The 16,498-nt window shown below is 40.7% G+C and carries 17 protein-coding genes and 1 other RNA gene; 9 read left to right on the top strand and 9 right to left on the bottom strand.

Features of this window, described 5'->3' with window-relative positions; genetic code table 11:
* Position 1: 1 nt before the first annotated feature.
* Together EC846_RS10995 and EC846_RS11000 are read right to left on the bottom strand one after the other, a co-directional pair.
* Positions 2-475 (bottom strand): Rrf2 family transcriptional regulator, encoded by a 474-nt coding sequence (locus tag EC846_RS10995; RefSeq protein WP_004771673.1) that lies wholly within the window; start codon positions 473-475, stop codon positions 2-4.
* A 107-nt stretch (positions 476-582) separates the two neighbouring features.
* Entirely contained in the window at positions 583-1,221 is a 639-nt protein-coding gene (locus EC846_RS11000; protein WP_123775186.1) for a hypothetical protein, read from the bottom strand.
* A 209-nt stretch (positions 1,222-1,430) separates the two neighbouring features.
* Here EC846_RS11000 and EC846_RS11005 point away from each other — a divergent pair, with 209 nt between their 5' ends.
* The 3 genes from EC846_RS11005 to EC846_RS11015 all read left to right on the top strand — a co-directional run bounded on the left by EC846_RS11005 (position 1,431) and on the right by EC846_RS11015 (position 4,338).
* Entirely contained in the window at positions 1,431-1,886 is a 456-nt protein-coding gene (locus EC846_RS11005; protein ID WP_123775187.1) for a phasin family protein, read from the top strand.
* Positions 1,887-2,054: 168 nt separating this feature from the next.
* Positions 2,055-2,327, top strand: coding sequence for an HU family DNA-binding protein (locus EC846_RS11010; protein ID WP_004639426.1), 273 nt, complete (start codon positions 2,055-2,057; stop codon positions 2,325-2,327).
* A gap of 139 nt (positions 2,328-2,466) precedes the next feature.
* Entirely contained in the window at positions 2,467-4,338 is a 1,872-nt protein-coding gene (locus tag EC846_RS11015; RefSeq protein ID WP_004771676.1) for a SurA N-terminal domain-containing protein, read from the top strand.
* 66 nt (positions 4,339-4,404) lie between these two features.
* Here the strand turns inward: EC846_RS11015 and EC846_RS11020 are convergent, their stop codons facing one another.
* The gene (locus EC846_RS11020; RefSeq protein WP_123775188.1) at positions 4,405-5,262 is read right to left on the bottom strand and encodes a YbgF trimerization domain-containing protein; all 858 of its coding nucleotides are present in this window, start codon (positions 5,260-5,262) and stop codon (positions 4,405-4,407) included.
* Positions 5,263-5,585: 323 nt separating this feature from the next.
* Between EC846_RS11020 and ffs the strand changes: the two genes are divergently transcribed.
* An RNA gene (ffs, locus tag EC846_RS11025) (signal recognition particle sRNA small type) lies at positions 5,586-5,682 on the top strand.
* 10 nt (positions 5,683-5,692) lie between these two features.
* Here ffs and EC846_RS11030 read toward each other — a convergent pair.
* From EC846_RS11030 to EC846_RS11045, 4 genes are all read right to left on the bottom strand, one after another.
* Entirely contained in the window at positions 5,693-6,175 is a 483-nt protein-coding gene (locus EC846_RS11030) for a regulatory protein RecX (protein WP_123775189.1), read from the bottom strand.
* A gap of 46 nt (positions 6,176-6,221) precedes the next feature.
* On the bottom strand, positions 6,222-7,268 hold the full coding sequence (gene recA / locus EC846_RS11035) for a recombinase RecA (RefSeq protein ID WP_004771679.1): 1,047 nt from the start codon (positions 7,266-7,268) through the stop codon (positions 6,222-6,224).
* A gap of 159 nt (positions 7,269-7,427) precedes the next feature.
* Positions 7,428-7,856: an RNA-binding S4 domain-containing protein gene (locus tag EC846_RS11040; RefSeq protein ID WP_004771680.1), complete on the bottom strand. Its 429-nt coding sequence runs from the start codon at positions 7,854-7,856 to the stop codon at positions 7,428-7,430.
* Complete coding sequence (locus EC846_RS11045; RefSeq protein ID WP_123775190.1) at positions 7,840-8,544, bottom strand: HAD-IA family hydrolase; 705 nt, start codon at positions 8,542-8,544, stop codon at positions 7,840-7,842. The genes EC846_RS11040 and EC846_RS11045 overlap by 17 nt, the downstream gene beginning before the upstream one ends.
* A gap of 11 nt (positions 8,545-8,555) precedes the next feature.
* Between EC846_RS11045 and EC846_RS11050 the strand changes: the two genes are divergently transcribed.
* A complete protein-coding gene (locus tag EC846_RS11050) occupies positions 8,556-9,413 on the top strand; it encodes a 3'(2'),5'-bisphosphate nucleotidase CysQ family protein (protein WP_123775191.1) in 858 nt (285 codons plus the stop codon).
* 51 nt (positions 9,414-9,464) lie between these two features.
* Positions 9,465-10,196, top strand: a complete 732-nt coding sequence (locus tag EC846_RS11055; RefSeq protein WP_004771683.1) for a histidine phosphatase family protein — start codon at positions 9,465-9,467, stop codon at positions 10,194-10,196.
* A gap of 101 nt (positions 10,197-10,297) precedes the next feature.
* On the opposite strand, the gene EC846_RS11060 is transcribed toward EC846_RS11055, so the two are convergent.
* The gene (locus EC846_RS11060) at positions 10,298-10,714 is read right to left on the bottom strand and encodes a hypothetical protein (protein ID WP_123775192.1); all 417 of its coding nucleotides are present in this window, start codon (positions 10,712-10,714) and stop codon (positions 10,298-10,300) included.
* A gap of 318 nt (positions 10,715-11,032) precedes the next feature.
* Here EC846_RS11060 and EC846_RS11065 point away from each other — a divergent pair, with 318 nt between their 5' ends.
* Positions 11,033-13,843 carry a M66 family metalloprotease gene (locus EC846_RS11065; protein ID WP_123775193.1) on the top strand — a complete coding sequence of 937 codons (2,811 nt, stop codon included), beginning with the start codon at positions 11,033-11,035 and terminating at the stop codon, positions 13,841-13,843.
* A gap of 186 nt (positions 13,844-14,029) precedes the next feature.
* Positions 14,030-15,298 (top strand): hypothetical protein, encoded by a 1,269-nt coding sequence (locus tag EC846_RS11070; protein WP_123775194.1) that lies wholly within the window; start codon positions 14,030-14,032, stop codon positions 15,296-15,298.
* Between the two features lie 47 nt (positions 15,299-15,345).
* On the opposite strand, the gene rpsT is transcribed toward EC846_RS11070, so the two are convergent.
* Positions 15,346-15,612 (bottom strand): 30S ribosomal protein S20, encoded by a 267-nt coding sequence (rpsT, locus tag EC846_RS11075; RefSeq protein WP_004771687.1) that lies wholly within the window; start codon positions 15,610-15,612, stop codon positions 15,346-15,348.
* Between the two features lie 212 nt (positions 15,613-15,824).
* On the opposite strand from rpsT, the gene EC846_RS11080 reads away from it, so the two are divergent.
* Positions 15,825-16,490 (top strand): NAD-dependent epimerase/dehydratase family protein, encoded by a 666-nt coding sequence (locus tag EC846_RS11080; protein ID WP_123775195.1) that lies wholly within the window; start codon positions 15,825-15,827, stop codon positions 16,488-16,490.
* The last annotated feature ends 8 nt before the right edge of the window (positions 16,491-16,498 follow it).

Raw genomic sequence — 16,498 nt, forward strand, 5'->3', positions numbered from 1 at the left:
GTCAAATACCTGTAACCGATAGAAGGGCTGAATCTAAACTTGGTGAATTCTGGCGTAATGCAACAGTTTGAACGTTGTCACGCGCAATCAAATCAGCAAGGGTGATTTTTGCGAGATAATCGGCAATATGGTGGGAGAGTTCTTGCCATAAGTCATGTGTTAAACACATCGCACCATTTTGGCAGTTACCCTTATGGTCACAACGAGTTGCATCAACAGTTTCATTTACAGCTTCGATGATTTCTAGCACAGTAATTTCACTTGCATTGCGCGCCAGGTGATAACCACCATTTGCACCGCGTACACTTGAAACTAACCCATGACGTTTAAGTTTCGCGAATAACTGTTCTAAATAAGCGACTGAGATGGATTGGCGTGCTGCTATTTCCGCAAGCGTGATCGTTTGTTCAGTTGGCTGCAAAGCTAAATCAAGTAGAGCAGTCACTGCGTAACGACCGCGAGTTGTAAGACGCATGATTCGGTACACATGGTTAGACTAGATGTTTAAATTTTATGAATTCCGACTAAAATAGTCAAGTTTTAAATTGCCAATCTGAGCGTGAAAAGTGAAATATATTGGAATTATTGTATCCACGTATTATAAACAAAAAAGGCGATGAAAATAAAGCTTAAAACAGCAAAGCTGATATTGATTAGGCGTTGGCGTTTTTGCAGACGGTGAATGCGGTTTTGATACTGCTTAACCTCAACCAATAAAGTATTAATTTCCGAACGCTGCTGATCGATTTTTTCCAGCAATGGGGCAATACGTTGTTGTGAGGCAACGGCTTCAGCTTCATCGCTAAACCATTGTTTCCAGTTTGCCAGAATACTCGACAGGGTGAGGTGTGGAAGTAAATCCATAAACTCTTCAGTGTGAGTGGCATCACCCAGAATGCGCATATTGGCAATGCTACGTTGATTGTTAAACACAAAAATCTTGATCAGATCGATCAATGTGCTATTAATTTCCAGATCAATGGTGCGATCCAGCGCTTTCATATCAAACAAAAGGCCTTTTTCGGTAAACTGGATGTAAAAGTCGAAGAAAGGGATATAGCTGTTAATACGGATCGTGATTTTTTGATCAATTAATTTTTTGGCTTGCAGGCGTAATCCCGCATCATGCGTCAGGATGAAAGAGAAAAAAGTCTCTAAAACAATGATGACAATGTTGAGCAACAAATGCGGATGTTTATGTCTTTGTTGCGTATCACTCATAAGTCTCTTTTTCCTTGCCAATCAATCAATAAAAACAAAAAATCTGTAAACCTGAGTATCCTTACTCAATTGTTAAAAATAATTTACAGGACTTTCTTGCTTTGTAGAACAGTTTTTTAAAACGATCAAGTCTTAACTTTGATATTATAAAAACATTTTTATGGTCGAATACGACATACTGTTTGTAAAGTGCTTAGGAGTAATGGTCAATGGATAACTCAAATATAGAAAATCCCAACGAGGAAGCTGAGGTAAAAACTAAGCCAAAATCAAAGAGTTCTAAAAAATCTGCGTTAGATTTCAAAAAATATACACAACAAATCTGGCTGGCTGGCTTAGGTGCTTTTTCTCGTGCAGAAGAAGAAGGAAATAAATTGTTTGACTCACTGGTCAAGGTGGGCGAAGAGTTAGAATCAAAAACGGTTGATTTTGCCGACAACACGGTAGGCAAGGTGACCGAGAAAGCCAAAGAGTCGGTGACCGACACGAAAGACAAGGTTGAGAAGATTCTAGATACCAGTGTGAATCACTCGCTTAACCGTATTGGTCTGGTGACACCGAAGGATCTTCAGCACATCGAACAGCTGCTTATACAGCTCCATATCAAGGTTGATGCGTTGATCGAAGAAAATAATCAATTGAAGGCCAAATTGAATAAAAAGTAAAAAAAATGCAGGTAACTCGTCTGTTTATGTCGTATTTCAGTATTTATTTTAATTAAAAGGCCTTTCTAGTATTGCGTTCTCCCCTAAAGCATTGCTATAAAGGCGTCATGGCCTTTTAAACTATAGCCTTGGATCTTAACAAACGATATTAAGAGGATATTTTTTATCATGAATAAATCAGAATTAATTGATGCGATTGCTGAAAAAGGGGGCGTGTCAAAATCGGATGCTGGTAAGGCACTCGATGCGACAATTGCATCAATCACTGAAGCACTTAAAAAGGGTGATACGGTTACTTTAGTTGGGTTCGGTACTTTCAGCGTTAAAGAACGTGCTGCTCGTACTGGTCGTAATCCTAAAACTGGTGAAGAGTTACAAATCAAAGCAAGCAAAGTACCTAGCTTCAAAGCTGGTAAGGGTTTAAAAGATTCGGTTGCGTAATCTTTTTAAATCAATAAACGCACCATTCTGGGTGCGTTTTTTATTTATTGAATGAAAAAGTTAATTTGATCCTTATTCTGCATTCATTCACTTTTGTTTTTCAGTTAAAATTGCCCCGAAATAAAATATTGGAATTCTTATGGAATCGTTTCGTACTCTCATTAAGGGTTGGCTTGGCAAAGTCCTGTTAGTTTTGTTTTTGACTCCTTTAGCACTTGTCGGTATAGAAGGGTATTTTAGTGGTAGCAATAAAGCAGACGTTGCAAAATCAGTAAACGGTCAAGATATTTCTAATAAAGAATTAGAAAGTGCAACCAAGAACTATAAAGATCAATATTTATCACTGGTAAAAGGTGATGAATCACTTTTGAATTTGCCTGTTATTCAAGAAAAAGCATTAGATGCACTTGTTGCTCGTTCATTGCTACAACAACAAGCTGAAAAGTTAGGCATGACGCTAAGCGATGTACAACTTGAGCAAATGTTGGCACAACAGCCGAGTTTTCAAGAAAATGGCAAGTTCTCTCAAACCTTATATGAGAACTATCTACGTTCTGTGGGAATGACCAATCAGGCCTTGATCACCAGCTTACGCCAAGATCATGCGCTGAAAATGATTTCAACATCATTGATGGATTATGCTCTAGTGAGCAAGTCTGATGTGCAGCAGTTGGCAAATTTACAGACTGAACAGCGTACTTTGCATTTGGCAAGTATTAAGCTGGATGACTATAAGAAAGGCGTAACTGCTTCTAATCAGGAAATTGCTGACTACTACAACAAGCATAAAAATGAATTTAAGCAAGTTGCAAGTGTTGACGTTGATTATGTCGTGCTTACACCTGCTTTGCTGCCTAAAGCAAACCTTGCGGTTACTGAAGCTGATCTTCAACAAGCCTATACGGCTTTTGTTGATGAGAAGAAAAAGGCAATTAAACCTCAGGTTAAACATATTCTCATTACAACTGATGCGCGTGATGATGCGGCGGCTCAGAAGCTTGCCAATGAAGTCTATGCAAAAATTCAGGCAGGTGAGTCATTTGCTCAGGCAGCAGCTCAATACTCTGAAGATCCGAGCTCTAAAACACAAGGTGGTTTAGTCGATGCTTATGCGCCAGGTGTTTTCTCGGCTGATTTTGATAATGCAGTAAATGCATTAAAGAATGGTGAAATTTCTAAACCAGTTAAGACTCAGTATGGTTATCACATTATCCAAGCTGAATCTCCAATGGTGAAATTACCTTCATTTGAAGCTGAAAAAGCGCGTTTAACTGCTGAGGTTGAGAAAAGCAAACTGGCTAACCAGTTTAGCGATACCGTAAACAGCTTAAATGAAATGGTGGTCGGTAATGATTCTCTAGATGCTGTTGCTGAGGAAGTGAAGGGTGCGCGTATTGAGTCTGCAAATGGCGTGACTTTGGCAACTGACAATCCATATCTCAGTGATTTAAGCGTTAAAGCAAAATTATTTAATGATGATGTGAAAAATGGTGACCGTAACGCGTCTTCAAATATTCAGTTGGCAAATGGCGATACGATCTGGATTAAAGTTCGTAACTACCATGCGGCGGGCGTTAAACCTTTAGATCAAGCGACTGCTGAAGTAAAAGCAAAAGTGATCGAAGCGAAGGCGTATAAAGCAGCTCAAGCGAAAATTGCCACAATCCTGACTGATTTCAAAACGCAACCGGCGGCACAAGTGGTTGCAAAATCTCAAGTGAACTTTGAAAATGCAGGTACATTTGCGCGTTCTCAAGGTTTAAAACGTCCGATCGAGCGTGCTGCATTTAGTATTCCAGCGCCAGCAAAAGAAGGCTTGTGGTCTGCAACAACTGCAAAACTACCGAATGAATTGGTAATTGTTGCGGTTTCAAATGTGAACAGCAGTGTTGCAAGCACATTGCCAGCAGAGCAGGTACATGAGTTGAATCAGCTTTACCAGCAGTTCCGTGGACAACAGATCCTTGAAGACTACACTGAATACTTAAAATCGAAGGCGAAGATCAAATAATTGATTTGATCCCGCATAAAAAAGCCAGTTGATATCAACTGGCTTTTTTTATTGAAAGAAGAAAACTTATTTTTTCTGAATAAATTTGGCTTCTTCAGATTGAGGGTATTGGCTTAATAGTTTGCTTTTGTACTGACTTGCTAAAGCATCGTTATGATCAACTTCTTTCGCAATGCTATAAAGCTGATATACGGCACGCGATGCTCTTGCTGAATTCGGGTAGCGGGTCGCCACAATATTATAGTTTTGCTTTGCAGATTTGTAATCGACGGGATCAACTGCTAAATAAAACTCGGCAAGCCAAAAATATGCATTACCAATATAAATACCATTTGGATGGTTTTTAATAAAGTTCTGCATTGGCTGAATCGCTTTTTTTGCGCCACCTTGTTTGTAGGCATCAAGCGCAACCGTATAAGCCGCTTTTTCTAGCTCAATTTGATCATTGGTCGCATTGTTAGTTGCTACGGTATTTGTTTGCGGTTGAGCAGCTGGAGCTTGAGTGGTCGCAGGTGTGGTTTGTTGTGGTACTGGTGCAGCTGGGACGATCGCAGGAGTGCTGGTATCTGCATTTGTTGATGCTATTGCAGCAGAGGCATCTTGTGCTTCAGGATTATCCTCAGGCGGATCAATTTTTTGCGAAAGTAGCTCTAAGCGCTGATCCAGATCGGTATAGCGGTTGGTCAGTTCTTTTTTTAATTGCTCAATTGCATTGTCATGTTCTTCAAGCTGACCACGTAACTTGCGGATTTCCTCTTCAAGCTTCTGGTTCTTTTGCATGATTTCCCAGTTTAAGCTGGGTGTACCTGCAACAACATTATTGGCTTGTTGTTGGCTTAAAGCGCGAGATTCAATGGGAACATTGGCATATAAATGCGCACTGCTCAGCAGGGCAATAAAAAGTACGGAATGCTTTTTTAGCATAAAAATTCATCCATAAGTTGAAATATAAAGCTGTGGCCGAACAAGTCTTCACTGTTTACTTGCAACACACCAGATATAGATTTTTGATTTAGCCATTAAAACAGCAACTCATTTAAATGCAATAAGCATTTACAATCTTCAAGCACTTTTGAAGAAATTAATCTGTTCTTGTTGAATGTTTGCACATATTGAAAGTAAAAAGATAACAAATACAGACTGGTTGATGATGAATTAGGCAGTTGAGCTAAAAACTCACTGAAAAACAGAGACAAGTCTTGCAACTCAGGCAAAAATCTCTATACTTTGTCAGGCAATGGTAGCCCTGCTGGTAGCTTCGCAATTGTACTCTACGAACCCCGCCAGGACCGGAAGGTAGCAACGGTAGTAGAACTATGATGTGCCGAAGTCATGCTGGTAGGGCTGCCACCATTTATTCTTCTCCGCTCGTTCGAGCAATCACTTTCATAATCACACCCATATCAAAGCCACGGTATTGTAAAAACCGGATTTGTCTTGCCTTGATTTTCGGATCTGTTGCGACTTCTTCTCCAAATTTCTTTATTTTCAGTTGATAAGCCTGATCAAGCCAGTCGACCTCTTGTAATTCCTCTGTAATCAATTCTGCATCTAGCTGCTTGGCTTTTAATGCCTGCTTAATGCGTTGTAGGCCTTTACCTTTTCTTAATTGACTCGCCAAAGTTAGCTCAGCCACACGCTGGTCACTTTGATAGTTGTTCTGCGCTAGTTCCTCTACCAGTTTCTCGACTTCTTCTGGATTAATCGCATATTGATTCAGCTTGGCAATCAGTTCTGCCTGCGAATAGTCACGGCGTGTGAGCAGGGCAAAAGCATACGAGCGTAGTCTTGTTCCCGTTAGAGTTTTGGGTTTCTCTGTTTTTTCGTTATTAAACAAAATCGATTTCCTCATGAAAGAAAAACGCCCCGAAGGGCGTTTTAGCTTAACTTTCTAAAAAGTCTGGTTCTTCTTCATCTTCGGTTTGTGCAGCTTCAACATTATTTTTAGTTAAAAGTTGCTCACGAATCTGTTTTTCAATCTCTTGGGCCATGGCTGGATTCTCTTCAAAATGACGAATCACATTGTTTTTACCTTGGCCAATTTTGTTGCCTTGATATGAATACCATGCACCCGCTTTTTGTACGATATCTTGCTGAACTGCAAGATCAACCACTTCACCTAGCTGATTGGTACCTTTGCCGTACATAATCTGGAACACTGCTTCTTTGAAAGGAGGCGCCATTTTATTTTTTACGACTTTAACGCGAGTTTCGTTACCAGTAATCTCATCGCCTTCTTTCACTGCACCAATACGACGGATATCTAAACGTACAGACGCATAGAATTTAAGTGCGTTACCACCAGTCGTGGTTTCTGGGCTACCAAACATTACACCAATCTTCATACGGATCTGGTTAATGAAGATCACCATACAGTTAGAACGCTTTGCATTACCTGTGATTTTACGTAATGCCTGACTCATCAAACGTGCTTGTAGACCCATGTGTGAATCACCCATTTCGCCTTCAATTTCGGCTTTAGGGGTTAACGCAGCGACAGAGTCGACAACGATCAGGTCAATTGCACCTGAGCGTACCAGCATATCTGCGATTTCTAGCGCTTGTTCACCGTGATCGGGCTGTGATACCAACAGGTTATCAATATCCACACCAAGCTTACGTGCGTATTCTGGATCTAATGCGTGTTCCGCATCGATAAATGCACATGTACCGCCATTTTTCTGACATTGCGCAATGGCTTGCAACGTCATGGTCGTTTTACCTGATGATTCAGGACCGTAAATCTCGATGATACGGCCTTTAGGTAATCCGCCAATCCCTAATGCGATATCTAGTGTTAAAGAACCTGTAGAAACAGCTTCAACTGCCTGTACAGTGTTATCACCTAAGCGCATCACTGTATTTTTACCAAATTGTTTTTCAATCTGGCTTAACGCAGCTTGTAATGCCTTGCTTTTATTATCATCCATCTCAAAACCTCAAAACTTTATTTCTTAACGACTAACCCAAGTGGATGTATTGAATCTCAACTTGTTGGGACTTGAGTATAGTGGCAGATTCTCATTGTTTATTCTACATCTGATCTTTGTCTATGCGACACAAGATGACGCACCCAAAATTAGAAAATTTTATTCATCATGATAAGACCATGATTGAACATTTTCCTGTTTAAAACGATTGATATCACGACGATCTTTTTTGCTTGGTCGATGATCTGGTCGGGCTAGATTATGCATTTTTCGTTGTGATGCATGCAACTCTCGACGAGCAATACTTTCAGCTGTTTCTTCATAAAGGAGTTGTGCAGCTGGTGCGCCACCACGTACCGCTGAAAGGGCTTTTACAACCACGGTCTTTTTCTCAAAACCTTGCTGGATGGTCAGTTCCATACCAATACGCACGTCTCTGGAGACCTTGACACGATCATTATTGTGGTGGACTTTACCGCCTTCTATCGCAGCTTTGGCAATTGAGCGTGTTTTAAAAAAGCGTGCAGCCCAAAGCCATTTATCAATACGCATGGCTTCCATGCTTTCTGGTTCATGCTGTCTTGGCATCTGTTACCTGTAAGTTGGTTTCAAGATAATCAAAAAGTTCAGTTAAATGATCAAGGGCAGGATAGGGGAATTCGGTTTTCGCTCTGGCAGCTTTACTGCTTGAGGGCTGTAAAATACTAAACAGCTGGGTAATACCGAAATCTTCTGCACTTTTGAGTACGGCAACGGTATCATCAATAAATACAGCCTGTGCTGGATCAAATGGATGCAATTGCTGAAGTTTTTGCCAAAAAGCAGTTTCTTCTTTGGCGTGCCCAAGTTCTTCACTACTGATCATAAGTTCAAAATAGGGGCTAAGTTCCACATTTTCAAGCTTCAATTGCAGGCCTGCACGATCTGCATTGGTCAGTAACCAGCAACGATAACCTTTGGCTTTGAGTTGTTCTAACAATTGATGGCAGCCAGCACGCGGGCCAATCTTGTCGCGATGTTCGTACTGAAGTTGTAGTACATCGACTCCGACTTTAGCCGTCCAGTGCGCCGAAGAATACCAAGATAGTGTATGCTTATGTTGTTGGTAAAATTGAAATAGTATTTGTTGGCTTTGTTCGAGACTGCATTGGTGAACTTGAGCGTGTCGCTCAGGCAAACAGTGATTCCAGATAAAGTCGTCAAATGCTAAATCGAGTAATGTGCCATCCATGTCGAACATGGCAATCGGCTGCTGCTGTAAATCTGAATATGACATAAGGTTGGTCTATGTTTATTAAAACGCTTGCCCCACAAGATCAGTTAATTTCACAACTTGTTCCCATCATGGCGCAGGCTAGTCAAATATTGCTGGAAGAATACCAAAGTTATTGTGCGGGGTGCGAGTTTAATATTCAGGAAAAAAGTGATGATTCACCAGTAACACAGGCTGATCTGAAGGTGAACCATTTCTTATTGAAGCATTTAGCGACCGTCACTCCGCAATTGCCAGTTCTATCGGAAGAGAGTGATTATTCTGCGCGCACAGCTTGGCAACGTTGCTGGATGCTGGATCCTTTGGATGGCACCAAGGAGTTTATTCATGAACGAGATGAATTTACGATTAATCTCAGCTTGATTGAGGGTGATAGAACCACATTTGCGATCATTGCTGTGCCTTGCGAGCAGGTGATGTACATTGGTTATACTTCGGAACTGCCTTATAAATATAGTTTTAGTCGACAAGAATGGTTGCAGTACCAGATTGAAGAACATGATTTTTCCGCACCTTTACAAATTGGTCTGAGTCATAACAGCAAAAATCCCAAATATAAAAACTTTATTGAGCCGATCTTGCAACACCGTACGATAGAGCGACGCGAAGCGGGCAGCGCTTATAAATTTTGTATGATGCTGGAAGGTGAAATTGATATTTATCCTCGATTCCATCCTACTTCTGAATGGGATACCAGTTCAGGGCAGGCTTTGCTGGAAAGCATTGGCGGTGGTTTGTTGACCTTGGATAAGAAACCTTTTTTATATAATCAGCGTGAAACGGTTTTAAATGGCGGTTTTATCGCATTTCGAGATCAGCATTGCAAAAAAATTGCTTATGAGGCCTTGGCGCTTTCTGGCATTTTGGATTGAGAGTCATCCAGCTCATGCTATAGTGGGGTAAATCCGAACTTGTGTGTGAATATGGCGCTGCATTTATTGCCGAAAAGTATGCTTGAAGCAATTGATTTATTACCTGATGCTTCAACACCTGTAACCTTGTTTACTCGACATTCTCTACGCGAGCTGGTGAATGGGCAGGGCTTGGCGGGTTATGATCTGCAATTGACAGAACCAGGGCGTGATCTGGCCTATGCTTGGGGTGAATATTTAAGCCAGCATAGTGATCGGGCGATTCAGCATTGTATTTCAAGTCCAATTCAACGTTGTGTCGATACCGCAGCCTTAATGATTGAAGGTGCAGACCAGACGCGTAAGGCTGTGAATACGCATCGTATTGAAATTGTGGAACAGCGCTTATTGGTCGAGCCGGGCAGTTTTGTGCTGGATATTCAACAGGCCGCTCCCTATTTCCGTAAGCAGGGCGCTTTGGGCTTTATTAATAGTTTTGTGAATAATGCGCTGCCTGGTATGAAACATCCGATCACAGGTGTATTTGATGTATTGGAGCTGCTTTACCATACCCATCCAACCCAACAAAATGGTCTGAGTCTGGCGGTCAGTCATGACACGATTCTTGCGGCAATCATTGCGGTGATTTCGGGTAAAAACCAAATTGAGCAAACAGATTGGCCAGAAATGATGGAAGGTTTATTTGTCTGGTTTGAAGGAGACGATTTTGCCGATAGCCAGTTAAAATGGATTTGGCGTGGTGAGAAAAATGTTTTGAATATAAAGCAGTTTTTAGGCAAATAATGTATGGGTAGATTAAATGCCCGCACAATGATTGTATTCAATAAAACCCAAATAGATTTTTATTTGGGTTTTGTTTTAAATGATCTGGCAGGATCAAAGAATTAGCGACATTTACCAGTTTTTTGTCCTTCAATGCTACTTTGATTTGTTTGTAGTCGAGTTGATGCCGAGCAATGGACATCACCAGAAATAACCGATTTTTCTAAATGAATCATGGTTGCTGCCTGTGGGGCATGAATATCACCACTTACGCTTGAATTAATTAAGCGTACTGCTTTGGCTTGGTTGGTCTGTATGCTACCTTGAATGGAAGAGCTATTTAGAATCAGGCTGGCATCTTTCTGGATATTTACATCACCTTCAATAGAAGAATTATTCACAGTACAGGTGGCGCCAGCTGGAATGGTAAGATCGCTGAGCGTATTGTTATCAATGGCGCTATTACATGTTGCAGCAAAGGAAAGGCTGCTGCATAAAGCAAAGCTGATGGGAATGATAACTTTCCAGATTTTATTCATGATGCTCTCCAGCATGTGTTATTTAATTATTTATATACACTTCAATTTAAATTAATTTTATTTTCATAAAATAGCGTATTTGAGTTATAAAAATGTAGTTGTATATCGGTCTGGCATTGTTGTGGCTTTGATTCTGTATTAGCGCTTATTATTTTAAAATTACAATAAATTAAGCATACTATTTCAATGTTAAAAATTAACTTCACATTCGATCATTTAAATTGTTAATATTATAAATATATGATTTATATTAATTTTAATTAATTAACAGAATTTATCATTAACGATAATTTGACAAGTTTTTCTTGGGGAAATGTGATGCAATTACAACTTAAATATTTAACGGTCTGTTTACTGTCCATGATGGTGGCCGCTTGTGGTGGAGGTTCTTCAGATAGTACAAGTGGAACAAATCATACTGAGCCGCCGAAGAATGATAATACGACCGCGGGAAATGGGAGTCTAATTCCAGATGATGGAACCAGTGAGTTGCCGGGTGATGGAACATCTGAAACACCGAACCAAGGTGGAGATACGACGACAGAAACCCCATTGATTCCTCCTGTTATGGAAAAGTATCCAGAACCCAACAAGGATGTGATTGATGAAGCTGTCTTGGGCTTTTATGATTACGATAAACTCGGACTGCCACGATTATTACGCAATGATTTAAATGGCAGTTTTGCCGCGATGCTGCAATTCGCACAAAGCCATGTGGTTAATCCTAAGAATAATGAAAAAGATTCAATGCCATGCTTAACCACTGAAAAAGATGCATTATTGCTGGTTACTCCATTGGCGGAAATGGGGGATTTGCAAACATTACAAGTCGAAATTTATCAGGGTAATCAACTACTCCGAACCGTTAAATTGAAAGAGCCATCGAGAATTGCAGCTTCGGATCAATCCAATACAGATGGACGTCCGCCTGTAAGTTATTCAAAGCGAGCATGGACAGTTGCCTTGAAATGGCATGAAATCCGAGCAGGTCTGCATCTTCGCGTGGTTGATCCACTGAATAACCGCAGTGGTGATCTTGCAGCAGACAATATTGACTTGGCCGCGCCGGGTGAATTGGTGGTGCAGAATATCCGTTTAGGCTTATTAACTGATCCGCCGAAATCTACGGGTCATTATATGCTGCTTGAGCCTGCAAAAGCAGGCACTGATTACTTTCAGACTATTCCTGCTGCACGTATGATCGTCGCAAAATATGATGATTTAAGACTCAATAAAGTCATGGTTGCGAGTGGTGTTATTTATGATACAGCCAGCGCAACTACGGGTGATGTATATAGCGGTGATATGCGTGAGAATACCGCCAAGTCGACTTTTGGCGTGGGGATTAATCTGGCCAACTGGGGTATCACCAGTGCTTCAATGGCGAGTCAGGAACAACCTCAGTTGACTCAAAGTGTGGTAGCGCATTATGCACGCGGGAAATATAGCAACGGTGAGGCCACCCATGGCTTAAGTGGTGGTAATGGTATGTTGACCTTGATCGATTCTGTGGGCAATGAGTTTAGCCATGAAATCGGCCATCATTATGGGCTTGGGCATTATCCTGGTGCTGTGGGGGAGAATATGTTCTGGGCTGCACATCATGCGGATAGTGGTTGGGGCTATATTGCCTTTAGAAATAAAATGCGTGGCAACCTCAATTGGACCAATACCAATTTAGGTGATGGGGCCAATGGTGTACCAAACTTCCTGAATAAATATGCCTATGGTTGGGATGCAATGTCGGGTGGCGCAACGGCAAGCAGTATTTCTAAGTATACCCATTACACGGGCTATAGTACTTCTCTAAAAATTCAGCCTGCTTTTGATCGTTATGTGTGGGATGCCAATTCGCCAACAGGCTATAAAAAATGGAATGCAACAACACGGATGATGGAAGTTGCACAACCTAAAACGCCGAATTCAAGTAATGTCTGGTATAACCGAGCTGATGGCAATTATTTGAAACCAAGAATGTTTGGCGTGCCTGTGTATACGATTTTGGGTGGATATGATCCTGAAGCGCAGGTTGGCCTGATCTATCCAGCAGCAAAAGGAAATTGGGGGAATGTATTTGACTTACCACAAGTGAATCCAAATGCTACAACCGCGAATTGTTGGTTGAATGTGCGATTTGCTAGTGCAAGTCAAAATATCGTTTTGGCACCGCAGCGCATGAATGCCAATAGCAATGCCAATAAGTTCCATGTCAACCTTGCGCAAAGTGAAGCACCGCAGCAAGTCAATCTTTACTGTAAAAAAGCCGACCAAGCATCAGCGGTATTACTGTCTAGTTTAGCCATCCCAGCTAACACGACTGCTTTAGCGCCAGCCGTTGAAATTGGTAAGGATGCAGAATATTCAGCTTTAAGGGCGCTTGAATTACCTCAACTGGAGCAGGCTTTACTTAATAATAAGAATAAGGCTGTTGTAAATCTTTCACCTGAATCTAAATTGTTGTTTGATTCATATAGAACCTTTAAAGATCAGTTATCACCAGAAGCACAAACTGAAATGGTGCGTTATACCCAGCAGCAGATTAAGCTTTATCGTTTAAATCGCTGGATCAATGTGTATCGCTCGGACTTGACCAATTTAAATGCCGATGCATTAACTGCGTTCCGTGCTTTTGTTGAAAAGTTGGAGCTCAAAGGTGATTTGAATTTTGCATCAAGTACCAGTTTATTAAACAGAGCCAATTGTTTAAAAGCTGAGAAATTGGCGAATGGTGACTTAAATGCATTTATTAGTGGATCAACAGGCTGTGTCGGCAATGATTCCGAAAAATGGATTTATGATGCATTGGGTAAAATCCATAATAAGCAATATATTGACCAATGCCTAACAACCACGGCTGGGAATGTCATTAATCTCATGCCTTGTAGTACAGCAAACAGTCAGGTGTGGGAGCTTGATACTGCGGCTCAAGCGATTAAGCAATCGAATCAGTGCTTTGATCTGGAAGGTGGTTATTTAACTAATAATCGTGCACGTCTAATTCGCTATCGTTGTACCAGCGGCGCCAATCAAAAATGGAGCATTCCAGTGATGAATAATAGTTTGGTACTTGCGGGCTTATCGGCTAAGAATTTACCAGTTGCGGCTAAGGCTTTAGCTGTGAATCCTTAATCACCATAAGATTTCATCTGAGCATAATAAATAAAAATATGGAGCGCTTCGGGGCTTCATATTTTTTATCACGCATCATATGTCCTAAAAAGTTAAAAATAATAAAAACTGGTCTTTTAAAATTGGTCTTTTTTCGTCATGATATGAAAATAAAAAGAGAAAACTGACACATAATTGGATAAAAAGATGTTATCAAGCACAATTTATTTATGGGAGCCTGAGATTTTTACAGGTAAAGTGCCCGCAGAAGATGATTCTCATCAAGTTGCTTTTGAGTTGCACCAGCAATATTGCAACATTTCCAGTCATGGCAAAACTTTGCAGGCATGGTTGCTATTATTTTCCAATAAAATTTGTGATCCACAATATCAGGCCTATTTCTCTGAGCCTACTCAGCTGTGGGTCGAAAAGATCAAGCAGCAATTTGCTCAGGGCATAGGCGCAAGTGTGCGTTTAGATGCATTGATACAAGAAGCTGAAAATGATGCGGTGTATCGGGTCTTTTATGAAACGGTTCAAGAAACGGGAATAGGGTTTTATGAGCCGAATTATAATGTATGGGCGATTGGAGAATTGCAGTCTCCAGAAAATGCAGTGTCGCATATGCTGCAACCTTATTTGTTGGAACCATTGGAATTAAAACAAATTCAGGTTGTCGAAGAGGTGAAATCACCTTTGCAAACAGGCAATTTTGATATTCCGCATAATATGGCTGCTGCTGAGCAACTGATTAGCCAATGGTTTGAGCAGCAAGAAGATACGCAACATCTCAAACTTGATGTTTTTAATGTGGCGCATGATTTTATTTCAAACTGGGGCAATATCGGTCGACCAGAATTGGCGCTTGATACAGGCTATCGTTGCTTTTTATTGACTCAAAAACAGCTGGGTGTGTTTTATCAATTGAAGATGGTACTTAGGAAATTGACCATTAGCCCGATGCTGTCTTTTGCAATAGATTTTACCGATCGTTTTATTCCTGATCACTTGCAGGAGCAGCTATCTGAACGTTTGATTTTTAGGCTGCGTTCGCTGGATGTTCATCAACGTTCTATCGGGAAGCATACTTCTGAGCCTTGTTTCTTTTTAACGGGGCGTTGGGAAAGCAAAGACAATATTCAGGATTTCTTCCAAAATTTAGATGCTTATATCCATTTTATCTTTTCAAATGTAGGGCAAGGTAAACTGGAGACGTTACAAGCGTGGGCATATGGAGATATGCCAGCAGACTTTACGGTGGATCTGGATTTTCGTTTTGAGTTAATGATGATTGCACTGAGTCAGGATCATGATTATTTAAATGAGCGCTATCATTTTTATAAACAGGCTTTTACTCAACACAATGCGCGTACGCGTGATCTGGGGTTGCTTGAGGAGAGTTATACGTTTTGCCAGAAACTGATCGTGATCGTGAAAGAGGCGGGAACGGGTTTGCAGCCTTATTTGAAAAACTGAAGACAATAAAAAAGCCCGAAAATTCGGGCTCTTTTATATGCATCAAATTAGTTAGCTAATGCTTTAACTTGAGCGTTCAAGCGGCTCTTATGACGAGCAGCTTTGTTTTTGTGGATGATGCCTTTATCAGCCATACGGTCGATTACAGGAACAGCTTTTTTGTAAGCTTCTGTAGCAACAGTATAATCACCAGCAGCGATCGCATTTACAGTACGTTTGATGTAAGTACGAACCATAGAACGCAAGCTTGCGTTGTGTTTACGTGCTTTAACGTTTTGACGAGCACGTTTTTTAGCTTGAGCAGAGTTTGCCACTCGTGCACTCCTTGAAAATAAGTTGGTCTGGGCGGGCTGAAGTTAAAACCAAAAAATATTGGCAACATTCACCAGCCCGTAAACAAGTGCCATATTTTGAGGAAACTAAGCCCCGAAGTCAAGTCTTGTGATACTTTTAAGTACATTTAACAGATGATAATCGTGCAAGAAAACGTTACATTAAGCCTAGTCATAGCTTGGAAGAATTAAAAATGAGAATAGGTGATAAAAAAGCAATTGTAATTGGTGCTACTGGATTGGTTGGTCAGGCCTTGGTGGATGAGCTACAACAAGCAGAAGATTTTAATTCGATTACCGTTGTTGTCAGGAAAAATTCAGAAACATTAAATACTTATAGTAAGGTTACTCAACTGATTCTGGAAGATTTTCTGTTATTGAATGATGAGGATGTCAATGCCTATACCCATGCCTTTAGTTGTTTGGGAAGTACCATTAAACAGGCGGGTTCTAAAGACGCTTTCTATGCAATTGATTATGAAATTAATGCGCATTTTGCTGATCTGGTTCAGGATAAAAATATTCATTTATTAATTGTGAGTGCGTTGGGAGCGAACGCAAATTCGCCAATTTTCTATAATAAAGTGAAAGGTGAACTCGAAAACTACCTCAAAAGTCTGTCAATTTATAAGCTATCGATTTTCCAGCCTTCGCTTTTAATTGGTAAACGGAGTGACGTGCGCTTGCTAGAGGATCTGGCGCAGACCGCATTTAAGTTGGTGGAAAAAACGTGGACTAGGCCGTTTAAACTTAAACCTGTTACCGCTGAGCAATTGGCGCATACTATGCTGGTTGCAGCACAAACACAGACTGCCGCATTTAAACTGTACGATAACCTGAGCATACAACAAAGCAAATAATGGAGAAT

Source organism: Acinetobacter sp. BIGb0102 (assembly GCF_003815055.1).
In the GTDB taxonomy this organism is placed as follows: Bacteria; Pseudomonadota; Gammaproteobacteria; order Pseudomonadales; family Moraxellaceae; genus Acinetobacter; species Acinetobacter vivianii.